The organism is Acinetobacter sp. MB5, from assembly GCF_003261585.1.
GTDB lineage: Bacteria > Pseudomonadota > Gammaproteobacteria > Pseudomonadales > Moraxellaceae > Acinetobacter.
Map to the genome: position 1 here is coordinate 52,250 of NZ_POVU01000011.1, position 18,891 is coordinate 71,140.

Consider the following 18,891-nt stretch of genomic DNA (forward strand, 5'->3'; position numbering starts at 1 on the left):
TGTCCTACGTTGCAGATTTAACAACCTGTGTTGCACTAAGTCACTTTTCATTCAGAATTATTGGCCTTACCATGTGAAATCTATCTATTTAAGAGTCTATATATGCGTGTAGATATTTGGTCAGATGTGGTCTGCCCGTTTTGTTATATTGGCAAAAAGCGTCTAGAACATGTCGCTGAACAGGCAGGTATCGAACTTGATATTCACTGGCACAGCTTTGAACTTGATCCAAATGCCCCTGTGAAACATACAGTGAATAATACTGAGCGTCTGGCACAAAAATATGGGCGTACAGTGCCTGAAATGCAAGAGATGCAACGTAATATTGCTGCACTGGCTGCCAGTGAAGGGATTGACTTTCAATGGGAAAAAGCCAATTCAGGTAACAGTTTCAATGCTCACCGCATTATCCACTTGGCTCAAAGTAAAGGTTTAGGCAATCAAGCCAAAGAAGCTTTCTTTCATGCTTACATGACCGAAGGACTCTCGATTGGCGAGCATGAAGTGATTGAAGAAATTGCCTCTCGAATTGGGTTGGATCATGCTGAAGTTGAGTATGTGCTCGATTCAGATGAATTTGCCGAATTTGTTCGCCATGACGAAAAAATTGCCCATGAACAGCTCAATGTGACAGGCGTGCCATTTTTTGTTTTTGAACAAAAATTAGCGGTCTCAGGTGCGCAGTCTCAGGAAATTTTCCTGCAAGCTTTAAAGCAAGCCAGTGATATTCAACCCGATGCCAATGCTGCTCAATGTGATGAGCAACAGTGTGATATTCCCCCATCTTCAGCGCAGTAATTCTGCGCTTTCTAAAAACAAGAAAAAAATCACACTATTTTAGAAATATAATAAATATATCAAACAATTATAAAGTACCCAAAGATAAAGTAATGTTTTTCCTAGACACGGGTTTTAAACTCAAAGAACTTGGTTATAATTCTAGACATCTGTGCTTTTTTATCGGACTGCCATGCTACAGTTACAAGAATTTTTACAAGAAAAAATTCGCTATGATCAGCTTAATTTGGATGAACTGATTGAACTTGCAAATTGTTATACAGATCAGAATACCGATGAATATAAAATTCTAGAATTGACTTTAAATCAATTACTTACACAATATCTCAACAAAGCTAAAAACTATATTAGCAAGTAAGGTGATTGAAGCAATGAATTTATTAGAAAAAGCATTACTGATTAAAGACATTCAACAAACCATTATTCTTGCTGATAATGAACGTGCTCCTCTCTTTCAACGTGCACAGGCAGTCCACCATCTGAAAGAAATTTTTCAAATTTGCGAAAAACCCATTACCATCCAATCCCCTAAAAGCACTCACTCATCAGAAGTACAAATTCACTTATGCAATGAATTACTCAAACTGTCCAAATTCCAAAATAGCCACCGCGGTTTATTCTATGATCGCTCCTTGCTATTGCAAGCCCTGAACCAGAATCCAAACATGGGCTGGGCAATTTTATACGATCTCGATCAGAAACTTTGGCAAATCTGGCTGATTCCACAGGCACGACGGGGTGCAATTCACTGTAGCTGGAAAGGCCATCTCAATGAAGCTTATCAATGGATGTTGCAGCAGCAGAATTTGTTGCAATGTCTACTGACAGATGATGAGTTTAATCAGCGCTTAGGTATTGAAACACCGATCCGTCCTGAAACCAGCTCAGAAGAGCCAACTGTTCCATCAGAGAGCGAAGCTCCTGCGGACACAAACAAGCCAATAACGCCTGAAAGACCTGAACGTAATCTGGATATTCATCAAATCTTGCCGATGCGTATCGAAGGATTTCCACAGCTCTGCTTTGAAGTGATTTTTCAAAATCAAAATGAAATTTCCCAGTACCTAACCTGTTTTAGTTTGTTTCAACGGACTACAGACATTCACTATGCACCAACGGTGATTGCGGAACGCATGAATACCGAAGGGCAGTTTCTCGGTTATATCGCCATTTTAGGGGTTCGTGACATTCAAACCGCAGGGCAACTTGCACAGCAATATTGCCTGCAAACTGAGACCATGCTAGCCAGTGTCAAAACGCTGTCTTGGGGACAGTTCCAAACCAGCTATCACAGTATAGACTTGCTGTTTAATGAATACCTACAAGCCAAAAATCTATGGCAACAACAACATATGTATTCTTTTATTCCTGCATCCATGATTTTGCCACAACGCTTTATCCCATTTGAAGAAACTCAAGCAACTGTGGAAACGCCATTGCTTTTAATCAAAGAGCGACAAAAATATCGTGTTGTACATGGTGAACGGCGCCTCAAACTAATGCCGAATGAAATTGCTTATCCATGTATCTTATTATCACGTAACGATGGCATAAGTTGGCAGTTGTTCCGTGAGATTATTGAAACATTGCCACAACCCATTAGCGTTGAAGCACTGTATACACAAACACAAAAATTACTGGTTGAACATCAATTTTAAGCGTTTGTTAAAATAGTGGGTGTATCTTTGCATCATAAACAAATGTTTTTGATGCTTTATGCTCATGACTCATTTTCATACCTTTGCCGCAAATAACCCATTCACCTTATTCATGTTAGTTGCCTCAACAGGGGCAGTTGCATCTCTCTGTTCTAATGCCTCACTGCATTCTTTATTTGTGCTTTCATCTAACAATAGTTGCCATGTTCATCACCCAAATCACCATACATGGCGACACTCAACTTTACATCAAGATCAAGCACCTCCAAACTATCCTTTTGCACCTCAATTCGATCCGACATCCCCTGAATTAATTCAGGAATTGATGGCGCCCTTTGGTCATGACTCTTTGGCAGAGAAAGCCCAGTCGGCAGAACAAAGTCATCGAAAACGTCGCGTTTTTGGTATCAATCATCATAAAACAGCTTCCCACAAAAAGGTCAGTACAGACAGTCACTGGGTCAAACACGTTTTATCTGATTTATCGAAAATGCTGCCTTTCCAAAATGACATGAATCTCGGTTCCAATTCAGACTCAGATGTTTATGTTGAATTAAGCGCGGAAAAAAACTGGAAGCTGAGTCCTAAGTTTAGCTTTAATGCCGCTCAAACTTTTCGTTATGGCGCGGAAAGTCGGAATTATTCAGAAACCAATTTCAAATTCACTCAACAAGAATCCAAAACAACCCTCGCATCAACCCAATTTTCAGTGGTCAAAACCTATGACGAAACTTATACATGGGACAACCACTTATTTCGCCAGCAACAATTTCCTGATGATAACCGTCTGACCTATGGCATTTATTCCAACGGCATTTATGATAAAACCAAGCGCGATATTGAAGTGCAAAGCTGGGGACCTTACCTGTCTTGGCGACGCCCACTCTGGCGAAACTGGATCTATATTGAAAATGAAGTGTCTTATTACAAGGACTTAACCAGTGATAATGGTCGGCACATTTTAAGCACTTCACTACAATTTGATACCAACTTCTAGATATTCAACACTGTGACATAAGAACCATTTCCAAACTGAAATTGTTTTCAATATTCACAAGACTATCACTTTAAATTAAATATATGATTTTTAATTATTTTTTAAAAAATAAAGCACAATTCACAACTAAAATAGCGTACACTTTACACTCTAGTCCCCGCTTTTTCGATTGTGATCTTACCACCATGCTCATACCCCATTTTGATGATACTCATGATGATGACTTCATTCATCCTGAACAGCGTGCTCAGGCAGCCAGCAAAACGACATGGGTGAGTGTTACGGTTAATTTATGTCTTTCGATTCTGCAAATTATCATTGGTCTTTTCTCCAAATCACAAGGTTTAGTTGCAGATGGGATTCACTCCCTCAGCGATCTGATTGCAGATTTTATTGTCCTGATTGCCAACCATTTCAGTCATAAAGATGCTGATGATGATCATCCTTTTGGGCATTATCGCTTTGAAAATGCAGCCTCTTTAATGTTGGGATTACTGTTATTGGGTGTCGGTATTGGCATGTCAATTTCTGCTATTCACAAGATCATGCATCATGAGGACATTCCTCAAGTCCATAGCATTGCCATTTATGTGGCAGCGACTGCCCTGATTGCCAAAGAACTCCTGTTCCGTTACATGCTCCGCATCGCAAAACAGGTTAAATCCAGTATGCTGGTCGCCAATGCATGGCACGCTCGTTCCGATGCCGCATCATCGTTAGTTGTTATGGTCGGGATTATTGGAAATTTGATGGGTTACCCAATTTTAGACCCAATTGCGGCCTTAATTGTCGGCTGTATCATCCTGAAAATGGGCGGTGAGTTTGCATGGGAAGCACTGAGTGATTTAATGGACCGTGCAGCCGATGACAGCGAAGTCCAAGCCATTCGCCAAACTTTTCTCAGTACAGCAGGCATTAGCGGCGTACATAACATCCGTAGCCGAAAAATGGGCGACATGATTATTGTCGATGCACATATTGAAGTCGATGGTTCGCTCAGTGTACGAGAGGGACATGATATTGCGGTCAATGTCCGCAATCAGATTATGCAAAAGCACCGTGTCATTGATGTGATTACACATATCGATCCTGTATAAATCAAGACTGGTTAACCACCAACAAAAAATAATTAAAAAAAAATCTTATATTTATACCAGATACCCTACAACACAAACATCTGGGTAAAGACCAACAGCGCGAAAGCCAAATCGACAAAATCAGCATAGTATTTCTGTATCTTTGTGAATTATGCTGACCTTTCGGCAGCATATTCAATCATCAGGGAATAAAAATATATGAAAAAAATTCGAGTTGAAACAGAGATCAATGCGCCCTTAGAAAAAATCTGGGCTGGTTATAATACCCCTCAGGATATTGAAAAATGGAATAGTGCTTCACCCGACTGGCATACGGTAAAAGCAAGTTCTGACTTTACCGTTGGGGGAAAATTCTGTTCGCGGATGGAAGCCAAAGATGGCAGTATGGGATTTGATTTTGCTGGTGTTTTTACAAAAATTATTCCACAACAATTGGTCGAATATGACTTTGGTGAGCGTCATGCCAAAGTTGAATTTTTACAGAAACCGCATAGCGTCATAGTTAGCGTAGAATTTGATCCAGAAGATGAATTCCCAATCGAACAGCAGCGAATGGGTTGGCATGCAATTTTGAATAATTTCAAAGCCTACATCGAACAGTAAGTAGACTTTTATTTCCGCAATTCAATAAAAAACCGAGCGATGCACTGCTCGGTTTTCCAAACACTTAAAACTCTAACAATTTATTTTAATAATAAGCTGTTAATACGTTTCACGTATGCTGCAGGATCTTCAGGTAAGCCACCTTCTGCAATCACCGCCTGATCAAAAATCACATTAGCCAAGTCGTCGAACTGCGCTGAGTTGTCGAGTTTTTTCACCAATGGGTGTTCAGGGTTAATCTCAAGAATTGGTTTGCTCTCAGGAACAGCCTGACCCGCCTGTTTCAACATGCGAAGCAACTGCGGAGATAACTCACCTTCGCTGGTTACCAAACATGCAGGTGAATCGACTAGACGTGTGGTTACACGCACTTCTTTAGTTTTGTCTTTCAACGAATCAGAAAGTTTTTCAACCACTGGCTTGAAGTCTTCAGCGGCTTTTTCCAATGCCTTTTTCTCTTCAGCATCTTGCAAGTCACCCAAGTCTACCGCGCCTTTAGACACGCTTTGCATTGGTGTACCATCGAACTCATTGACAAAGTTCATTGCCCATTCATCGACACGATCCGCCATCAACAACACTTCGATGCCTTTTTTCTTAAAGACTTCAAGTTGTGGTGAGTTTTTCGCAGCCGCCAAACTATCCGCAGTCACATAGTAAATGGCTTTTTGCCCTTCTTTCATGCGTGCTTTATAGTCAGCTAAAGAAGTGCTGATTTCGTCACTGGTTGACGTTGCAAAACGTAAGATTTTTAAAATACGCTCACGGTTGCCAAAATCTTCGCCCAAACCTTCTTTGATGACCGCACCAAATTCGCTATAGAACTGCTTGAATTTTTCCTGATCTTTTTCATCTTCAGATTTGGCTAAGCCATCAATCACCGTCAAAATACGGCGTGCATTGCCTTCGCGAATGGTTTTAACATCACGACTTTCTTGCAACAACTCACGGCTAACATTCAGTGGCAAGTCAGCACTGTCAACAACACCTTGTACAAAGCGCAAATAGTTTGGAATCAGATTATCTGCATCATCCATAATAAACACACGTTTTACATACAGTTTGATGCCTGCTTTCGCTTCACGTGTGAAAATGTCTTGAGAGGCTTTGCTTGGAATATATAAAAGCTGCGTATATTCAGTATTACCTTCAACACGGTTATGCGCCCACGCCAATGGTGCATCAAAGTCATGGGTTAAATTTTTATAGAACTCAACATATTGCTCTTCAGTCACTTCACTTTTGTTGCGTGTCCAAAGTGCACTTGCCGAGTTAACCGCTTCCCATTCATCGGTTTTGACATACTGACCTGCTTTTGGCTCTTCACCTTCAGCCACTTCTTCTTGCTGCCAAACTTCTTTTTGCATTTGAATTGGCAAGCTAATGTGGTCAGAGTATTTGTTGATGATTTGCTTAACTTTATAAGACTCTAAATAGTCCAATGCATCGTCACGCAAATGCAAGATAATGTCAGTCCCGCGTGAAGTTTTCTCAATCTGTTCAACTTCAAACTCACCTGTACCACCGCTAATCCAGCGTACACCTTCAGATGCCGCAGCACCTGCACGGCGTGATTCAACGGTAATTTTTTCGGCAACAATAAAGCCTGAGTAGAAACCGACACCAAACTGACCGATCAGTTGTGCATCCGATTTTTGGTCACCTGTCAGTTTAGACATAAAGTCTTTCGTCCCTGACTTGGCAATTGTACCCAAGTTTTCAATCGCTTCTTGCTCAGTCAAACCAATACCATTGTCCGAAATGGTAATGGTTTTTTGCTCTTTATCGAGACTAACACGGACATGCAGATCTGCATCATCTTCATAAAATTCTGGATGATTAATGCCTTCAAAACGGAGTTTGTCACAGGCATCTGACGCGTTTGAAATCAATTCACGAAGGAAAATTTCAGGATTGGAATATAGTGAATGCGTCACGAGATGCAAAAGTTGGGCAACTTCTGCCTGGAAACTATAGTTTTGTGAAGCTTTTTGTTCGCTCATGAATCACTCCTTAACAGATACATCAGGTATTTTTTAGAATGCTTTATGAATGGAGGGATTCTGAAATTTTTCAATCCTTAAATTTAAGATTTTTTATTGATGAAAGCTGCGAAGCTCAAAATTTGACTTTTAAATAAGACAACTAAACCCTGATTAACGTACTTCAAAATGCGTACTCAACAGCAAAAATTGATTTAACCAATATTCAGCCCAAAATAAAAAAACCCCATTCAAAAGAATGAGGTTTTAATTCTAACTCTGTTGCGAAGAGACTTAGAAACGGTAGCTATAACCAATTGTGTAAACCCATGGATTGACATCTAAAGAGCCAATTTTTGCACCATCAAGTTTTAGGTCAGAGCTGATATTTGCATAACGAACATCGGCGAACACACCCCAGTTTTTCGCATCGGCAGGTTGGAAGTTAAAACCGACTTGACCTGCAACACCAAAAGCATTGTCAGCTTTCAGTTTTGTTCCCGCGATTACACCTGTTGTTTTTTCACCCCAGACAATCACCGCTGTCGCACCGACACCAATATATGGTGTAAAGCCTGTTGAATTTTTAAAGTTATATTTAACTGTTAGTGTCGGTGGCAATTCTTTAAAAGATGCAATTTTTGCCCCATTCGTCGTTACATCATGTTTTAAAGGCGTAGCAAGCAATAATTCCGTTGAAATATTGCTATTACCAAAAAAGTATTCTACAGATGGTGTAAAGCTATAAGCATTTTCGGCTTTAACATGAGTCACAGCCCCATCTGCCAAAGTATTATTATCTTCTGATGGAGCAACAACACTACCACCGACTTTAACTTGCCAATTACCTGCAAATGTTGCAGAAGACGCTGCCAATAATGCTAGGACTAATGCTTGTTTCAACATTTTTAATACCCCTTTTATAGATTAAGTAAATATTAAAATCTGATTTAAACGAATGCAATACATTTTTTTACAAGTGTATATAATTAAAATATAAATATCTGTTTTCTAAATACATATTTTTTATATCTTATTAATTTAGTTGGTTTTATTTTATTTAAATATAATATCCAACCATTTTAATAAGGTTAATTTAAATATGAATAAAATTCATTTTATCTTATAAAAATTATATTATCCCGACCATTTTAATATGATTTAAATATCTTGTTTTTATATTTATTTATAATTTAACACCATAAATTAAATATAGTGTGAACCCAGTCAATCTTCTCTTAAATATTGTTATCTTTTATTATTCATATCATTTTCAACTTAGATTAAAATTTCACTTTGATTGCGCTCCTATCATCTCAAATCTATATAAAAACCACATAATGTCCATAAAATTATCTATTAGACTTCTTTCATAAGTCCTTTTTATTTCTCCCTAGTAGAGAAAAATAAAGAGGGTGTAAGCAATTATGAAAGAAGGCTATTGATTAGCATGCAACTTTCCTTTTTTCATGACTGCATTTGAAATTTTTTTGGCGAAACTCATAGATCAATGCTGAACATAGACCTGAAGATGAGATCATGGCCTGAGATTTAGACCAACGCAGATACAAAAAAGGCTATCCAATCGATAGCCTTTTTTTCCAACCTTACTTTAGGTTTATTTATTTTCTTGAATAGCAGCACCTGCACCACCACCGATGGCACCACCAATCGCAGCGCCAGCATCGCCACCGAGTACCGCTTTACCAATGACAGCCCCCACACCAGCGCCAATCGCGCTACTGGTTGTCGTTTTAGAATTGCTATTTTGAGTGTGGCTGCCAATTCCTGCACCAGCAGCAGCGCCCACACCTGCACCTAAACCACCACCAACATGATTACCTGCACCACCACCAATCGCTCCACCTAAAGCAGCGGCACCAATTCGTTGATTGGAAGGAGACATATCCTGACAGCCAGCCAACATTAACCCAGTCAATGCAGTGATTAGACATAGGCTCAATACTTTTTTCATCATTCAACTCCGAAACAGATTACTTCATCATTAACTATTAGACTAAACTTTTTTATAACAAAGGCTAATCACATTTTGTTACAACCAAGAATTTTCTTACTGTGTTTTTGTAATCCCGCTCTAAACGCACCAATACAATGCAAAATAATTTTAATTAGCACAAAATATGTGCAGTAAGGATTTTTTTTGTGAACTCATAGCTAAGCTTCTATACAATATGCGCGCATGAATTGGAGTGAACAATGTCAGAGACATCTACTTTACAGCGTGGACTAAGTACGCGTCATATCCGTTTCCTTGCGCTGGGCTCAGCGATTGGAACGGGGCTATTTTATGGTTCAGCATCCGCCATCAAACAGGCAGGGCCATCGGTCTTACTTGCCTACATGATTGCAGGTATTGCCATTTATATCGTCATGCGTGCACTGGGTGAAATGGCTGTCCATAACCCTGTTTCAGACTCATTTAGCCGCTATGCATCTGAATATTTAAGTCCATTGGCAGGCTTTACCACAGGCTGGACCTATGTCTTTGAAATGGTGATTGTCGCGATTGCTGATGTCACGGCATTTGGTATTTATATGGGTTTCTGGTTCCCCGATGTCCCGCGCTGGATTTGGGTACTCTCAGTCATTTTATTCCTTGGCGCAATTAACCTGATTCATGTCAAAGTGTATGGTGAAGTAGAATTTTGGCTGTCGATTGTGAAAGTCACCGCAATTATTGCCATGATTTTAGGTGGTTTTGGCATCATGCTCTATGGCATGCATATTCCAAATAGCGACTTCACCCCAGGGATTGCCAATTTATGGCAAAACGGCGGTTTCATGCCCAATGGCATTGCTGGGTTTATTGCCTGCTTCTCGGTTGTAGTATTTGCTTTTGGTGGTATTGAAATCATTGGTGTCACCGCAGGTGAAACCCAAGACCCGAAAACCGCAATTCCACGAGCCATTAATGCCGTACCGATTCGTATTATTCTGTTCTATGTTCTGACGATTTTTGTGTTGATGTCGATTTTTCCATGGAATCAAATCGGGACATCAGGCAGTCCATTTGTTCAGATCTTTGAAGGTTTAGGCATTAAATCTGCAGCAGCCATTCTGAATGTCGTGGTGATTACTGCGGCTGTTTCAGCCATTAACAGTGATGTCTTTGGCGCAGGCCGTATGATGTACGGTATGGCACTCAAAGGACATGCACCCAAAGTTTTCTGCAAAACGTCTAAAAATGGCGCTCCCCTCATGCCTGTTGTCGTCATGACGGTTGTGCTTTTGGTTGGTGTGGTTCTGAATTACCTCATTCCAGAAAATGTCTTTGAAATCATTGCTTCTATCGCCACCTTTGCAACGGTGTATGTCTGGCTCATGATCTTATTAGCACAAATGGGCATGCGTAAAAAACTCAGTGCTGAAGAAATCAAAAAACTGGATTTCCCTGTCATTGGCTGGCCGATTGCCCCAATTCTGGCAACTGCATTTATGATTTTTGTGATTGCGATGATTGGTTACTTCCCTGACTCACGCCCTGCGCTGTATGTCGGTGCAGCGTGGCTGGCATTACTAGCTGTTGCACATAAATTCTTGGTTTCAGCAAAACACAAATAAGAACTTAACTAAATTGATCAAACTCAAGGCCTTGTTGCAGCACTCAACAAGGCTTTTTTATGTTTATAATTTTAATCAAGCGTAGAATATCCATATACCATCCGAAGTATGTCACTTTGAGAATGATCCATGAAAAAAGCCCAACAGCACCATCGTGTAATCTATATTGCACTTTTGGGCAACCTGATTATTGCAGTTGCCAAATTTATTGCGGCTTTTCTCACCTCTAGCGCCGCAATGCTCAGCGAAGCGGTGCATTCCGTCGTTGATACGCTCAATGAAATTTTACTGCTCTACGGTTTAAAAAAATCCCAACAACCCCCCGATGATGAACACCCCTTTGGCTATGGTCGTGAGTTGTATTTTTGGTCATTTATGGTGGCATTACTGGTTTTTGCATTAGGTTCTGTCGTTTCGATTTATCAGGGGATTCATCATATTTTCCAGCCTGAACCGATCAAATCGCCCATGATTAACTATGTTATTTTGGCAATTGCCTTTATCTGCGAAGGTTTTTCATGGCTGGTCGCACTCAAAGGTTTTCGCAAGTACAAAGGCAATATGGGCTATTTTGAAGCGTTCCGTAAAAGCAAAGATCCGACCATTTTTACTGTCTTATTTGAAGATAGTGCTGCACTGGTTGGCCTAGTCATCGCCTTTTTGGGGGTGTTTTTATCTCACTATTACCATGCACCAATACTAGATGGCATTGCCTCTATTTTAATTGGCTGTATTTTGGCGATTGTGGCTTTCTTTATGGCACGCGAAACTAAAGGTCTACTGATGGGTGAATCTGCCGATCCTGCGCTGCCTAAGCACATTTTAGAGCTGGTTCAGCAAGATTATGATGTTCTACATGCCAATGGTGTTCTTACTCAGCAAATGGGTGCACATCAGGTCATTGCCTCTCTCAGTTTAGAGTTTAAAGATAATCTGACATCCGATGAAATCGAAGCCTGTGTCAATCGTTTAGAAACACGAGTCAAACGTATGCACCCTGAAATCGTGGGTTTATTTATCAAACCACAAACAAAATTGGTTTGGTTGCAACGTTTGGCAGAACGTCGCAGAAGTGCCCAGTAACATGAAAACTGACATAAAAAAAGACAAGGGATCAACCTTGCCTTTTTAATATCCGCCCTATACTTATTCGTCAGCGAACAAGCCTTCAAACAATACTGACGACAAATAGCGTTCACCGCTATCTGGTAAAATCACCACAATGGTTTTACCTGCATTTTCAGGGCGTTCAGCCAGTTTAGCAGCAGCGGCCAACGCTGCACCACATGAAATACCGACTAAAATCCCTTCTTGAGTAGCAGTTTTACGTGCCCATTCCAATGCTTCTTCACTAGTAATTGGCAAGACTTCATCGACCAAGCTGAGGTCTAGGTTCTTAGGAATAAAGTTTGCACCAATCCCCTGAATTTTATGTGGCGCTGGGGTAATGCTTTCACCACGTTTGGTTTGGCTGATGATTGGAGATTCAGCAGGTTCAACCGCAACTGAATATAACGGTTTGTTTTGTACTTGTTCAAAGTAACGCGAAATCCCTGTGATCGTACCGCCAGTCCCCACGCCAGAGACCAAAATATCGACCTGACCACCTGTCGCCAGCCAAATTTCAGGGCCAGTGGTGTCTTGGTGAATTTGCGGATTTGCTGGATTTTCAAACTGTTGTGGCAGGAAGTAAAGCTCAGGCTGTTCTGTTGCAAGGCGCACAGCTTCATCAACCGCACCTTTCATGCCTTTTGCAGGTTCCGTCAGTACCAGGTTTGCACCAAGCGCTTTTAGTACTTTACGACGCTCAAGACTCATACTAGCTGGCATCGTTAAGGTAATTGGATAACCTTTTGCTGCTGCAACAAATGCCAAAGCAATGCCTGTGTTACCACTGGTTGGCTCAACAATGTGCATGCCTGCTTTGAGTACGCCACGTTTTTCAGCATCGGCAACCAGTGCTGCGCCTACACGACATTTGACTGAAAATGCTGGGTTACGGCTTTCGATTTTCGCCAGAACTGTCGCACCGCCTTGAATAATACGGTTAATACGAACCAGTGGTGTGTTACCAATTGCTTCTGCATTGTTTGCATAAACTGCAATACCTAAGTTCGCAGGGGCTTGAAATTGTGCATCAGTTGCCATGAGTCTTCCTGAATGATTTTTTAAAGATGATTTTAAAATCATAAACCGTTTTAATTCCCAATCTCAAACAATCTTGCTCAGCATTTATGAATTTTTATGCTAAGCATATTCGATAAGCCGCTAAGCAAAACCTGTTTTTGTTGATTAAGTTCTAAAGGGATTATGTGAGCGTTTTACGTTAAAAGCTTTATCTGCGTTTTGTCCCAAATACTGCAAGGTACTCTCATGGTGTAATGCGCCAACTGATAAAAAGATTTTTTCCATTGCGGGTAAAATACTTTGATAATCCACATATACACGCTTTAGATTGGGGTCTAACCGAATTTTTTTATCATTCCACTGAGTAATATAAATGGTGCGACATTCCTGCTCTTCTTTAAAAGCATAGTGTTTAATCAGATAACGTAAAGGTAATAGGATTTCTTCAATCAATTCAGCTTCATCTGAGTTTTCAGCAGGATTAATCTGTTCAATTAAGGCTTTAATCTCAGCAATCAATACTCTAACCGAGTCATTCACCTGATCAATTTTATCTTTATAATCACTCCAACCATTATCTTGACAACTGCCCTTTTCACGGCAAAACGTCCACTCTTCTCGCTGTGCGACATGAATTAAACCCGAATCAGGATCAAAGTAAATACAAAGGCAATTTTAAATCAGAGAATTTTGGCTGTTCTTTACTATTTTCAGAATCTTCTTTTTGCTGAATTTTTAAATTTCTTAAATCTACTAATGCTTGTTCTAAGATGAATACATTATGATTAAGAAAATTAAAATTCGATTGATTTTCAAATAGTGTAGAACGATCCATCACAAGACTAACACCCGATGCTTCTCGCTGATTTTCTTTACCATATAAACGAAATTGATTCAGTGAATCATGATGTAAGGTAAAACAACCAATAAAAGATTTGTGCTGTTCAAGTTGAGGATTTTGTTTAGCTTCAAAAGCAAATAACTGATTAATCAATGCCCCTTCTGTTGGGTCATTCATAAAGTCAATCGGGTTGAGTCTAAGTTTAGATGGATGCTCTTGATTTTTATGATCCAGCATCAAATAGGCAACGGTAGGCGTAGTATAGTGAGCAATTAAATAGCCTTCTGATTTATTAACCACCAATTTATTTAACAATATTATGATTTTCTTTACTAAAGGGTGTAATTTTTCAAGTAAGTTCTTCTCAGCAATGATTTTATACAAATTTAAATGATATATTTTTCCAGATAAGTATATTTCTTTATCAAAATCAATACTTTTTAGATCGTTCTCAAATTTTATAAATTCTTTCTGATCTAAATAAATCATCAGAATATTCCATCTTCCTTGAGTGTATAATCTTAATTCTGCTTGAGGTATATTACTATAAGCATCTATTGCTAACTTTAGATCACCTTGCTGTTTGTAAATAAGTCCTAGATTAAATTGAGCTTTTGCATACCATTCTGATTGCTCTTTTGAAACCTCTTTGTATACGGCAATAGCTTCTTCTAATTTTTTCTGCTCTGCATAAATACTTCCTAAACTAAATTGTACTGCAGCAAAAAATCTTTGATTTTTAGTAATAGATTTAGATGTAGATAATTCCTTAATGATATTTTCAGCTTGCTTAAATTCTTGTGCTTCAAGAAATTTTTTAACCTGCTCAATTTTCAGTAATACTTGCTCTATATTCATTCTTCTAAATTTTCCAATTCGTTATTTTTCAAAGTATATAAACAAAAAAAGAGCCTCGAAAGGCTCTTTTTTTAGTCAGTCAATTCAAACTTAGAATTGGCTTTCATTTAATGCTTGGCTAAACGCTTGGTCAACATCGCTAAAGTCATTGTGAAGTTCAAACTCAGCAGCTTCAGCTTCTTGACGACGACGCTCCAAGTGATACGCAAGACCTGTACCTGCAGGAATCAAACGACCTACAACCACGTTCTCTTTCAGACCACGCAAGTCATCTTCTTTACCTGTTACAGCCGCTTCAGTTAACACACGAGTGGTTTCCTGGAACGATGCAGCAGAAATGAACGAGTCAGTAGAAAGCGACGCTTTGGTAATACCCATCAATTGACGCTCAAATTTCGCAGGGAATTTGTTTTGCGCTGCAACTGCTTGGTTTTCTTGTACCATGCGGATGTAATCGACTTGCTCACCTTTGATGAAGCTTGTATCACCGCCATCAGTGATATCTACTTTACGCAACATTTGACGTACGATAACTTCAATGTGCTTATCGTTGATTTTTACACCTTGGAGACGGTAAACGTCTTGAACTTCATTCACGATGTAGTTCGTCAACGCCACTTCACCTTTCAAGCGTAAGATGTCATGTGGGTTTTGTGGACCATCAGAAATGGTTTCACCACGGTTCACATGTTCACCTTCGAACACGTTGATGGTACGCCATTTCGGAATAAGCTCTTCATAAATCTCAGAGCCATCGTCTGGGCTGATCACAAGACGGTTCTTACCTTTGGTCTCTTTACCGAAGCTCACAACACCTGACACTTCAGCCAAGATTGCATGTTCTTTCGGCTTACGTGCTTCGAACAAGTCAGCAACACGTGGCAAACCACCGGTAATGTCACGAGTACGTGAAGTTTCTTGTGGTACACGACCAATAACGTCACCCACACCAATCGTTTCGCCATCACGGACAGTCACGATTGTGTTTTGTGGCAAGAAGTAGAACTGTTCAGTGCCATCTGCCGTATCAAGTACGATCGCAGGACGCATATCTTTACCAGATACAGGACGAGCTGTTACAGGCAAGATTTCAACCGTAGTCATACCTGTTGCATCATCAGTTTTCGATGTTGCAGTTACGCCGTCAGCAATTTGAGAGAAACGTACTTTACCCGCCACTTCTGTTACAAGTGGATGTGTATGTGGATCCCAAGTTGCCACTACGCCACCAGCTTCCACGATTTCGCCATCTTTCAATACAATGCTTGCACCGTATGGAAGTTTATAGCGTTCGCGTTCACGACCTAGATCATCCGCAATACCGATTTCACCTGAACGTGAAACAGAAACCAAGTGACCTTTCGCATGTTGTACAGTTTTCACGTTATGGAAACGTACGGTACCTTTGTTACGCACTTGTACGCTGTTTGCCGCAGAAGTTCGGCTCGCTGCACCACCCACGTGGAACGTACGCATGGTTAACTGTGTACCTGGTTCACCAATTGATTGTGCTGCCATAACACCCACAGATTCACCTGGATTTACCAAGTGACCGCGAGCCAAGTCACGACCATAACATTTCGCACATACGCCAAATGAAGATTCACAGCTGACAACTGAACGTACTTTAACTTCATCGACACCTGCCTCTTCAAGGTAAGCTGCGATTTTTTCGTCAATTAACGTACCAATTGGCAATACAACTTCATCATCAGATGCACGTTTTACATCTTCAGCTGTTACACGACCCAATACGCGGTCACGTAATGGCTCAATCACGTCACCACCTTGAATCAATGGAGTCATGACTAGACCGCCTGCTGTACCACAGTCAGGTTCAGTAATTACCAAGTCTTGCGCAACGTCTACGAGACGACGAGTCAAGTAACCAGAGTTCGCAGTTTTCAATGCTGTATCGGCCAAACCTTTACGCGCACCGTGCGTTGAAATAAAGTACTGGAGTACCGTTAAGCCTTCACGGAAGTTCGCCTTAATTGGCGTTTCAATGATCGAGCCATCTGGTTTTGCCATCAAGCCACGCATACCTGCAAGCTGACGAATCTGTGCCGCACTACCACGGGCACCCGAGTCAGACATCATGTAAATACTGTTGAATGATTTTTGCTTCTCGTCAGCACCCTGTTTGTTTTTCACAGTGGTGTAAGACAAGTTGTCCATCATCGCTTTCGCAACTTGGTCATTCGTACGTGCCCAGATATCGACAACTTTGTTATAGCGTTCACCAGCCGTTACGAAACCTTGTTCGAACTGTTGTTCGATTTCACGAACTTCTGCTTCTGCTTTGTCAATAATTGATTGTTTCTGTGGTGGAATAACCATGTCTTCCATACCAACAGATACGCCCGAACGAGTCGCTTGACGGAAGCCAAGGTACATCAATTGGTCAGCAAAGATAACTGTATCTTTCAAACCTAATTTACGGTAGCAAGAGTTGATCAATTTAGAGATGTTTTTCTTGGTCATCTCAAGGTTGATTGACTCGAAGCTTAGGCCTTGAGGTACGATTTCCCAAAGCAAACAACGACCTGGAGTTGTATCTACAACAATCGTTTGTTTCTCACGTTCGCCATTTTCGTTGATCACAGTTTGGTGTACACGTGCTTTTACGCGAGCGTGCATCGCCACTTGACCTGTTGCAAGCGCACGGTTTACTTCATGAGTATCCGCGAACATCATGCCTTCACCTTTGGCATTTACCGCATCACGTGTGATGTAGTAAAGACCCAAGACAACGTCCTGAGATGGAACGATGATTGGCTCACCGTTGGCAGGTGACAAGATGTTGTTGGTTGACATCATTAACGCACGAGCTTCTAACTGAGCTTCAAGTGTTAATGGTACGTGTACCGCCATTTGGTCACCGTCGAAGTCGGCGTTAAACGCTGTACATACGAGTGGGTGCAAACGGATTGCTTTACCTTCGATCAGGATCGGTTCAAATGCTTGAAGACCCAAACGGTGAAGTGTTGGCGCACGGTTCAACATGACTGGATGCTGACGAATTACCGATGCCAAAACGTCCCAAACTTCTGGAGTCTCGCGTTCAACCATTTTCTTCGCAGCTTTAATGGTTGTTGCCTGACCTGAAGCTTGTAGTTTCGCGAAAATAAACGGCTTGAACAATTCAAGTGCCATTTTCTTCGGAAGACCACACTGGTGCAAACGTAAAGATGGACCTACGGTAATTACCGAACGACCAGAATAGTCAACACGTTTACCCAACAAGTTTTGACGGAAACGACCTTGCTTACCTTTGATCATATCTGCCAAAGATTTAAGCGGACGTTTGTTCGAACCTGTAATCGCACGACCACGACGACCGTTGTCTAACAAGGCATCCACAGATTCTTGCAACATACGTTTTTCGTTACGTACGATGATGTCTGGTGCAGCCAAGTCGAGAAGACGTTTCAAACGGTTGTTACGGTTAATCACACGACGGTAAAGATCGTTCAAGTCAGAAGTCGCGAAACGACCACCTTCAAGTGGTACAAGCGGACGCAAGTCTGGTGGAAGTACTGGAAGTACGTTCATCACCATCCATTCTGGCTTGTTGTTTGACTCTTTGAATGCTTCCATCAATTTCAAGCGTTTAGATGCTTTTTTCAACTTCGTTTCAGAAGTTGTTTGAGGAATTTCTTCACGCAAACGTGTGATTTCAGCTTCAAGGTCGATGTCTTTCAACAAGTCTTGAACCGCTTCTGCACCCATTTTCGCAGTGAATTCATCACCGTGTTCTTCAAGTGCATTGAAGTATTCTTCGTCAGTCAGAAGTTGATACTTCTCAAACGGAGTCATACCTGGATCTGTTACAACGTATGATTCAAAATACAATACACGTTCGATATCACGTAATGTCATATCAAGCAGCAAACCGATACGGCTTGGTAATGATTTTAAGAACCAGATGTGTGCAACTGGAGATGCAAGCTCGATGTGACCCATACGTTCACGACGAACTTTTGCAGTTGTTACTTCAACGCCACATTTTTCACAAATGACGCCTTTGTATTTCATACGCTTGTATTTACCACACAAGCATTCGTAATCTTTTACTGGACCAAAGATTTTGGCACAGAACAAACCATCACGTTCTGGTTTAAAAGTACGGTAGTTGATTGTCTCTGGCTTTTTAACTTCACCGTGAGACCATGACTTAATCATTTCTGGTGACGCAAGACCAATACGGATGCGATCAAACTCTACTGGAGCATGACCGTCTGAGTCCGTCTTTTTGCGCATGATATCGAGCAAGTCTTTCAATTTTTTTCTCCGTGTGTTGTGAAGATTTTCACTTCACAACTGGGTCACAAATATTGTTTCTTAA

General features: G+C 40.7%; 15 protein-coding genes. 8 read left to right on the plus strand and 7 right to left on the minus strand.

Annotation, left to right across the window (positions count from 1 at the left end; all coding sequences use genetic code 11):
- Window positions 1–102 precede the first annotated feature (102 nt).
- The 6 genes from C1A47_RS12860 (at window position 103) to C1A47_RS12885 (ending at window position 5,153) form a co-directional block, all read left to right on the plus strand.
- Window positions 103–798 (plus strand): DsbA family oxidoreductase, encoded by a 696-nt coding sequence (locus C1A47_RS12860; protein WP_111895426.1) that lies wholly within the window; start codon window positions 103–105, stop codon window positions 796–798.
- Window positions 799–970: 172 nt separating this feature from the next.
- The gene (locus C1A47_RS12865) at window positions 971–1,156 is read left to right on the plus strand and encodes a hypothetical protein (RefSeq protein ID WP_111895427.1); all 186 of its coding nucleotides are present in this window, start codon (window positions 971–973) and stop codon (window positions 1,154–1,156) included.
- Between the two features lie 13 nt (window positions 1,157–1,169).
- Window positions 1,170–2,456 (plus strand): hypothetical protein, encoded by a 1,287-nt coding sequence (locus C1A47_RS12870; protein WP_111895446.1) that lies wholly within the window; start codon window positions 1,170–1,172, stop codon window positions 2,454–2,456.
- A gap of 64 nt (window positions 2,457–2,520) precedes the next feature.
- Window positions 2,521–3,453 (plus strand): hypothetical protein, encoded by a 933-nt coding sequence (locus C1A47_RS12875; RefSeq protein WP_227539780.1) that lies wholly within the window; start codon window positions 2,521–2,523, stop codon window positions 3,451–3,453.
- 185 nt (window positions 3,454–3,638) lie between these two features.
- A complete protein-coding gene (locus C1A47_RS12880; RefSeq protein WP_111895428.1) occupies window positions 3,639–4,550 on the plus strand; it encodes a cation diffusion facilitator family transporter in 912 nt (303 codons plus the stop codon).
- Between the two features lie 198 nt (window positions 4,551–4,748).
- The gene (locus C1A47_RS12885) at window positions 4,749–5,153 is read left to right on the plus strand and encodes an SRPBCC domain-containing protein (RefSeq protein ID WP_111895429.1); all 405 of its coding nucleotides are present in this window, start codon (window positions 4,749–4,751) and stop codon (window positions 5,151–5,153) included.
- Window positions 5,154–5,233: 80 nt separating this feature from the next.
- Here C1A47_RS12885 and htpG read toward each other — a convergent pair whose 3' ends face one another.
- The 3 genes from htpG to C1A47_RS12900 all read right to left on the minus strand — a co-directional run bounded on the left by htpG (window position 5,234) and on the right by C1A47_RS12900 (window position 9,110).
- The gene (gene htpG, locus C1A47_RS12890; protein WP_111895430.1) at window positions 5,234–7,156 is read right to left on the minus strand and encodes a molecular chaperone HtpG; all 1,923 of its coding nucleotides are present in this window, start codon (window positions 7,154–7,156) and stop codon (window positions 5,234–5,236) included.
- 273 nt (window positions 7,157–7,429) lie between these two features.
- Window positions 7,430–8,041, minus strand: a complete 612-nt coding sequence (locus C1A47_RS12895) for an OmpW/AlkL family protein (protein WP_111895431.1) — start codon at window positions 8,039–8,041, stop codon at window positions 7,430–7,432.
- A 712-nt stretch (window positions 8,042–8,753) separates the two neighbouring features.
- Window positions 8,754–9,110, minus strand: coding sequence for a YMGG-like glycine zipper-containing protein (locus C1A47_RS12900; RefSeq protein ID WP_111895432.1), 357 nt, complete (start codon window positions 9,108–9,110; stop codon window positions 8,754–8,756).
- Between the two features lie 242 nt (window positions 9,111–9,352).
- On the opposite strand from C1A47_RS12900, the gene C1A47_RS12905 reads away from it, so the two are divergent.
- On the plus strand, window positions 9,353–10,717 hold the full coding sequence (locus C1A47_RS12905) for an amino acid permease (RefSeq protein WP_111895433.1): 1,365 nt from the start codon (window positions 9,353–9,355) through the stop codon (window positions 10,715–10,717).
- Window positions 10,718–10,846: 129 nt separating this feature from the next.
- Window positions 10,847–11,800 carry a cation diffusion facilitator family transporter gene (locus C1A47_RS12910; RefSeq protein ID WP_111895434.1) on the plus strand — a complete coding sequence of 318 codons (954 nt, stop codon included), beginning with the start codon at window positions 10,847–10,849 and terminating at the stop codon, window positions 11,798–11,800.
- Window positions 11,801–11,863: 63 nt separating this feature from the next.
- On the opposite strand, the gene cysK is transcribed toward C1A47_RS12910, so the two are convergent.
- From cysK to rpoC, 4 genes are all read right to left on the minus strand, one after another.
- Window positions 11,864–12,865 carry a cysteine synthase A gene (gene cysK / locus C1A47_RS12915; protein WP_111895435.1) on the minus strand — a complete coding sequence of 334 codons (1,002 nt, stop codon included), beginning with the start codon at window positions 12,863–12,865 and terminating at the stop codon, window positions 11,864–11,866.
- A 144-nt stretch (window positions 12,866–13,009) separates the two neighbouring features.
- Entirely contained in the window at window positions 13,010–13,384 is a 375-nt protein-coding gene (locus C1A47_RS12920) for a hypothetical protein (protein WP_111895436.1), read from the minus strand.
- A 112-nt stretch (window positions 13,385–13,496) separates the two neighbouring features.
- Entirely contained in the window at window positions 13,497–14,543 is a 1,047-nt protein-coding gene (locus tag C1A47_RS12925; RefSeq protein ID WP_111895437.1) for a tetratricopeptide repeat protein, read from the minus strand.
- A 90-nt stretch (window positions 14,544–14,633) separates the two neighbouring features.
- Window positions 14,634–18,827 carry a DNA-directed RNA polymerase subunit beta' gene (rpoC, locus tag C1A47_RS12930; protein WP_111895438.1) on the minus strand — a complete coding sequence of 1,398 codons (4,194 nt, stop codon included), beginning with the start codon at window positions 18,825–18,827 and terminating at the stop codon, window positions 14,634–14,636.
- Window positions 18,828–18,891: the final 64 nt, after the last annotated feature.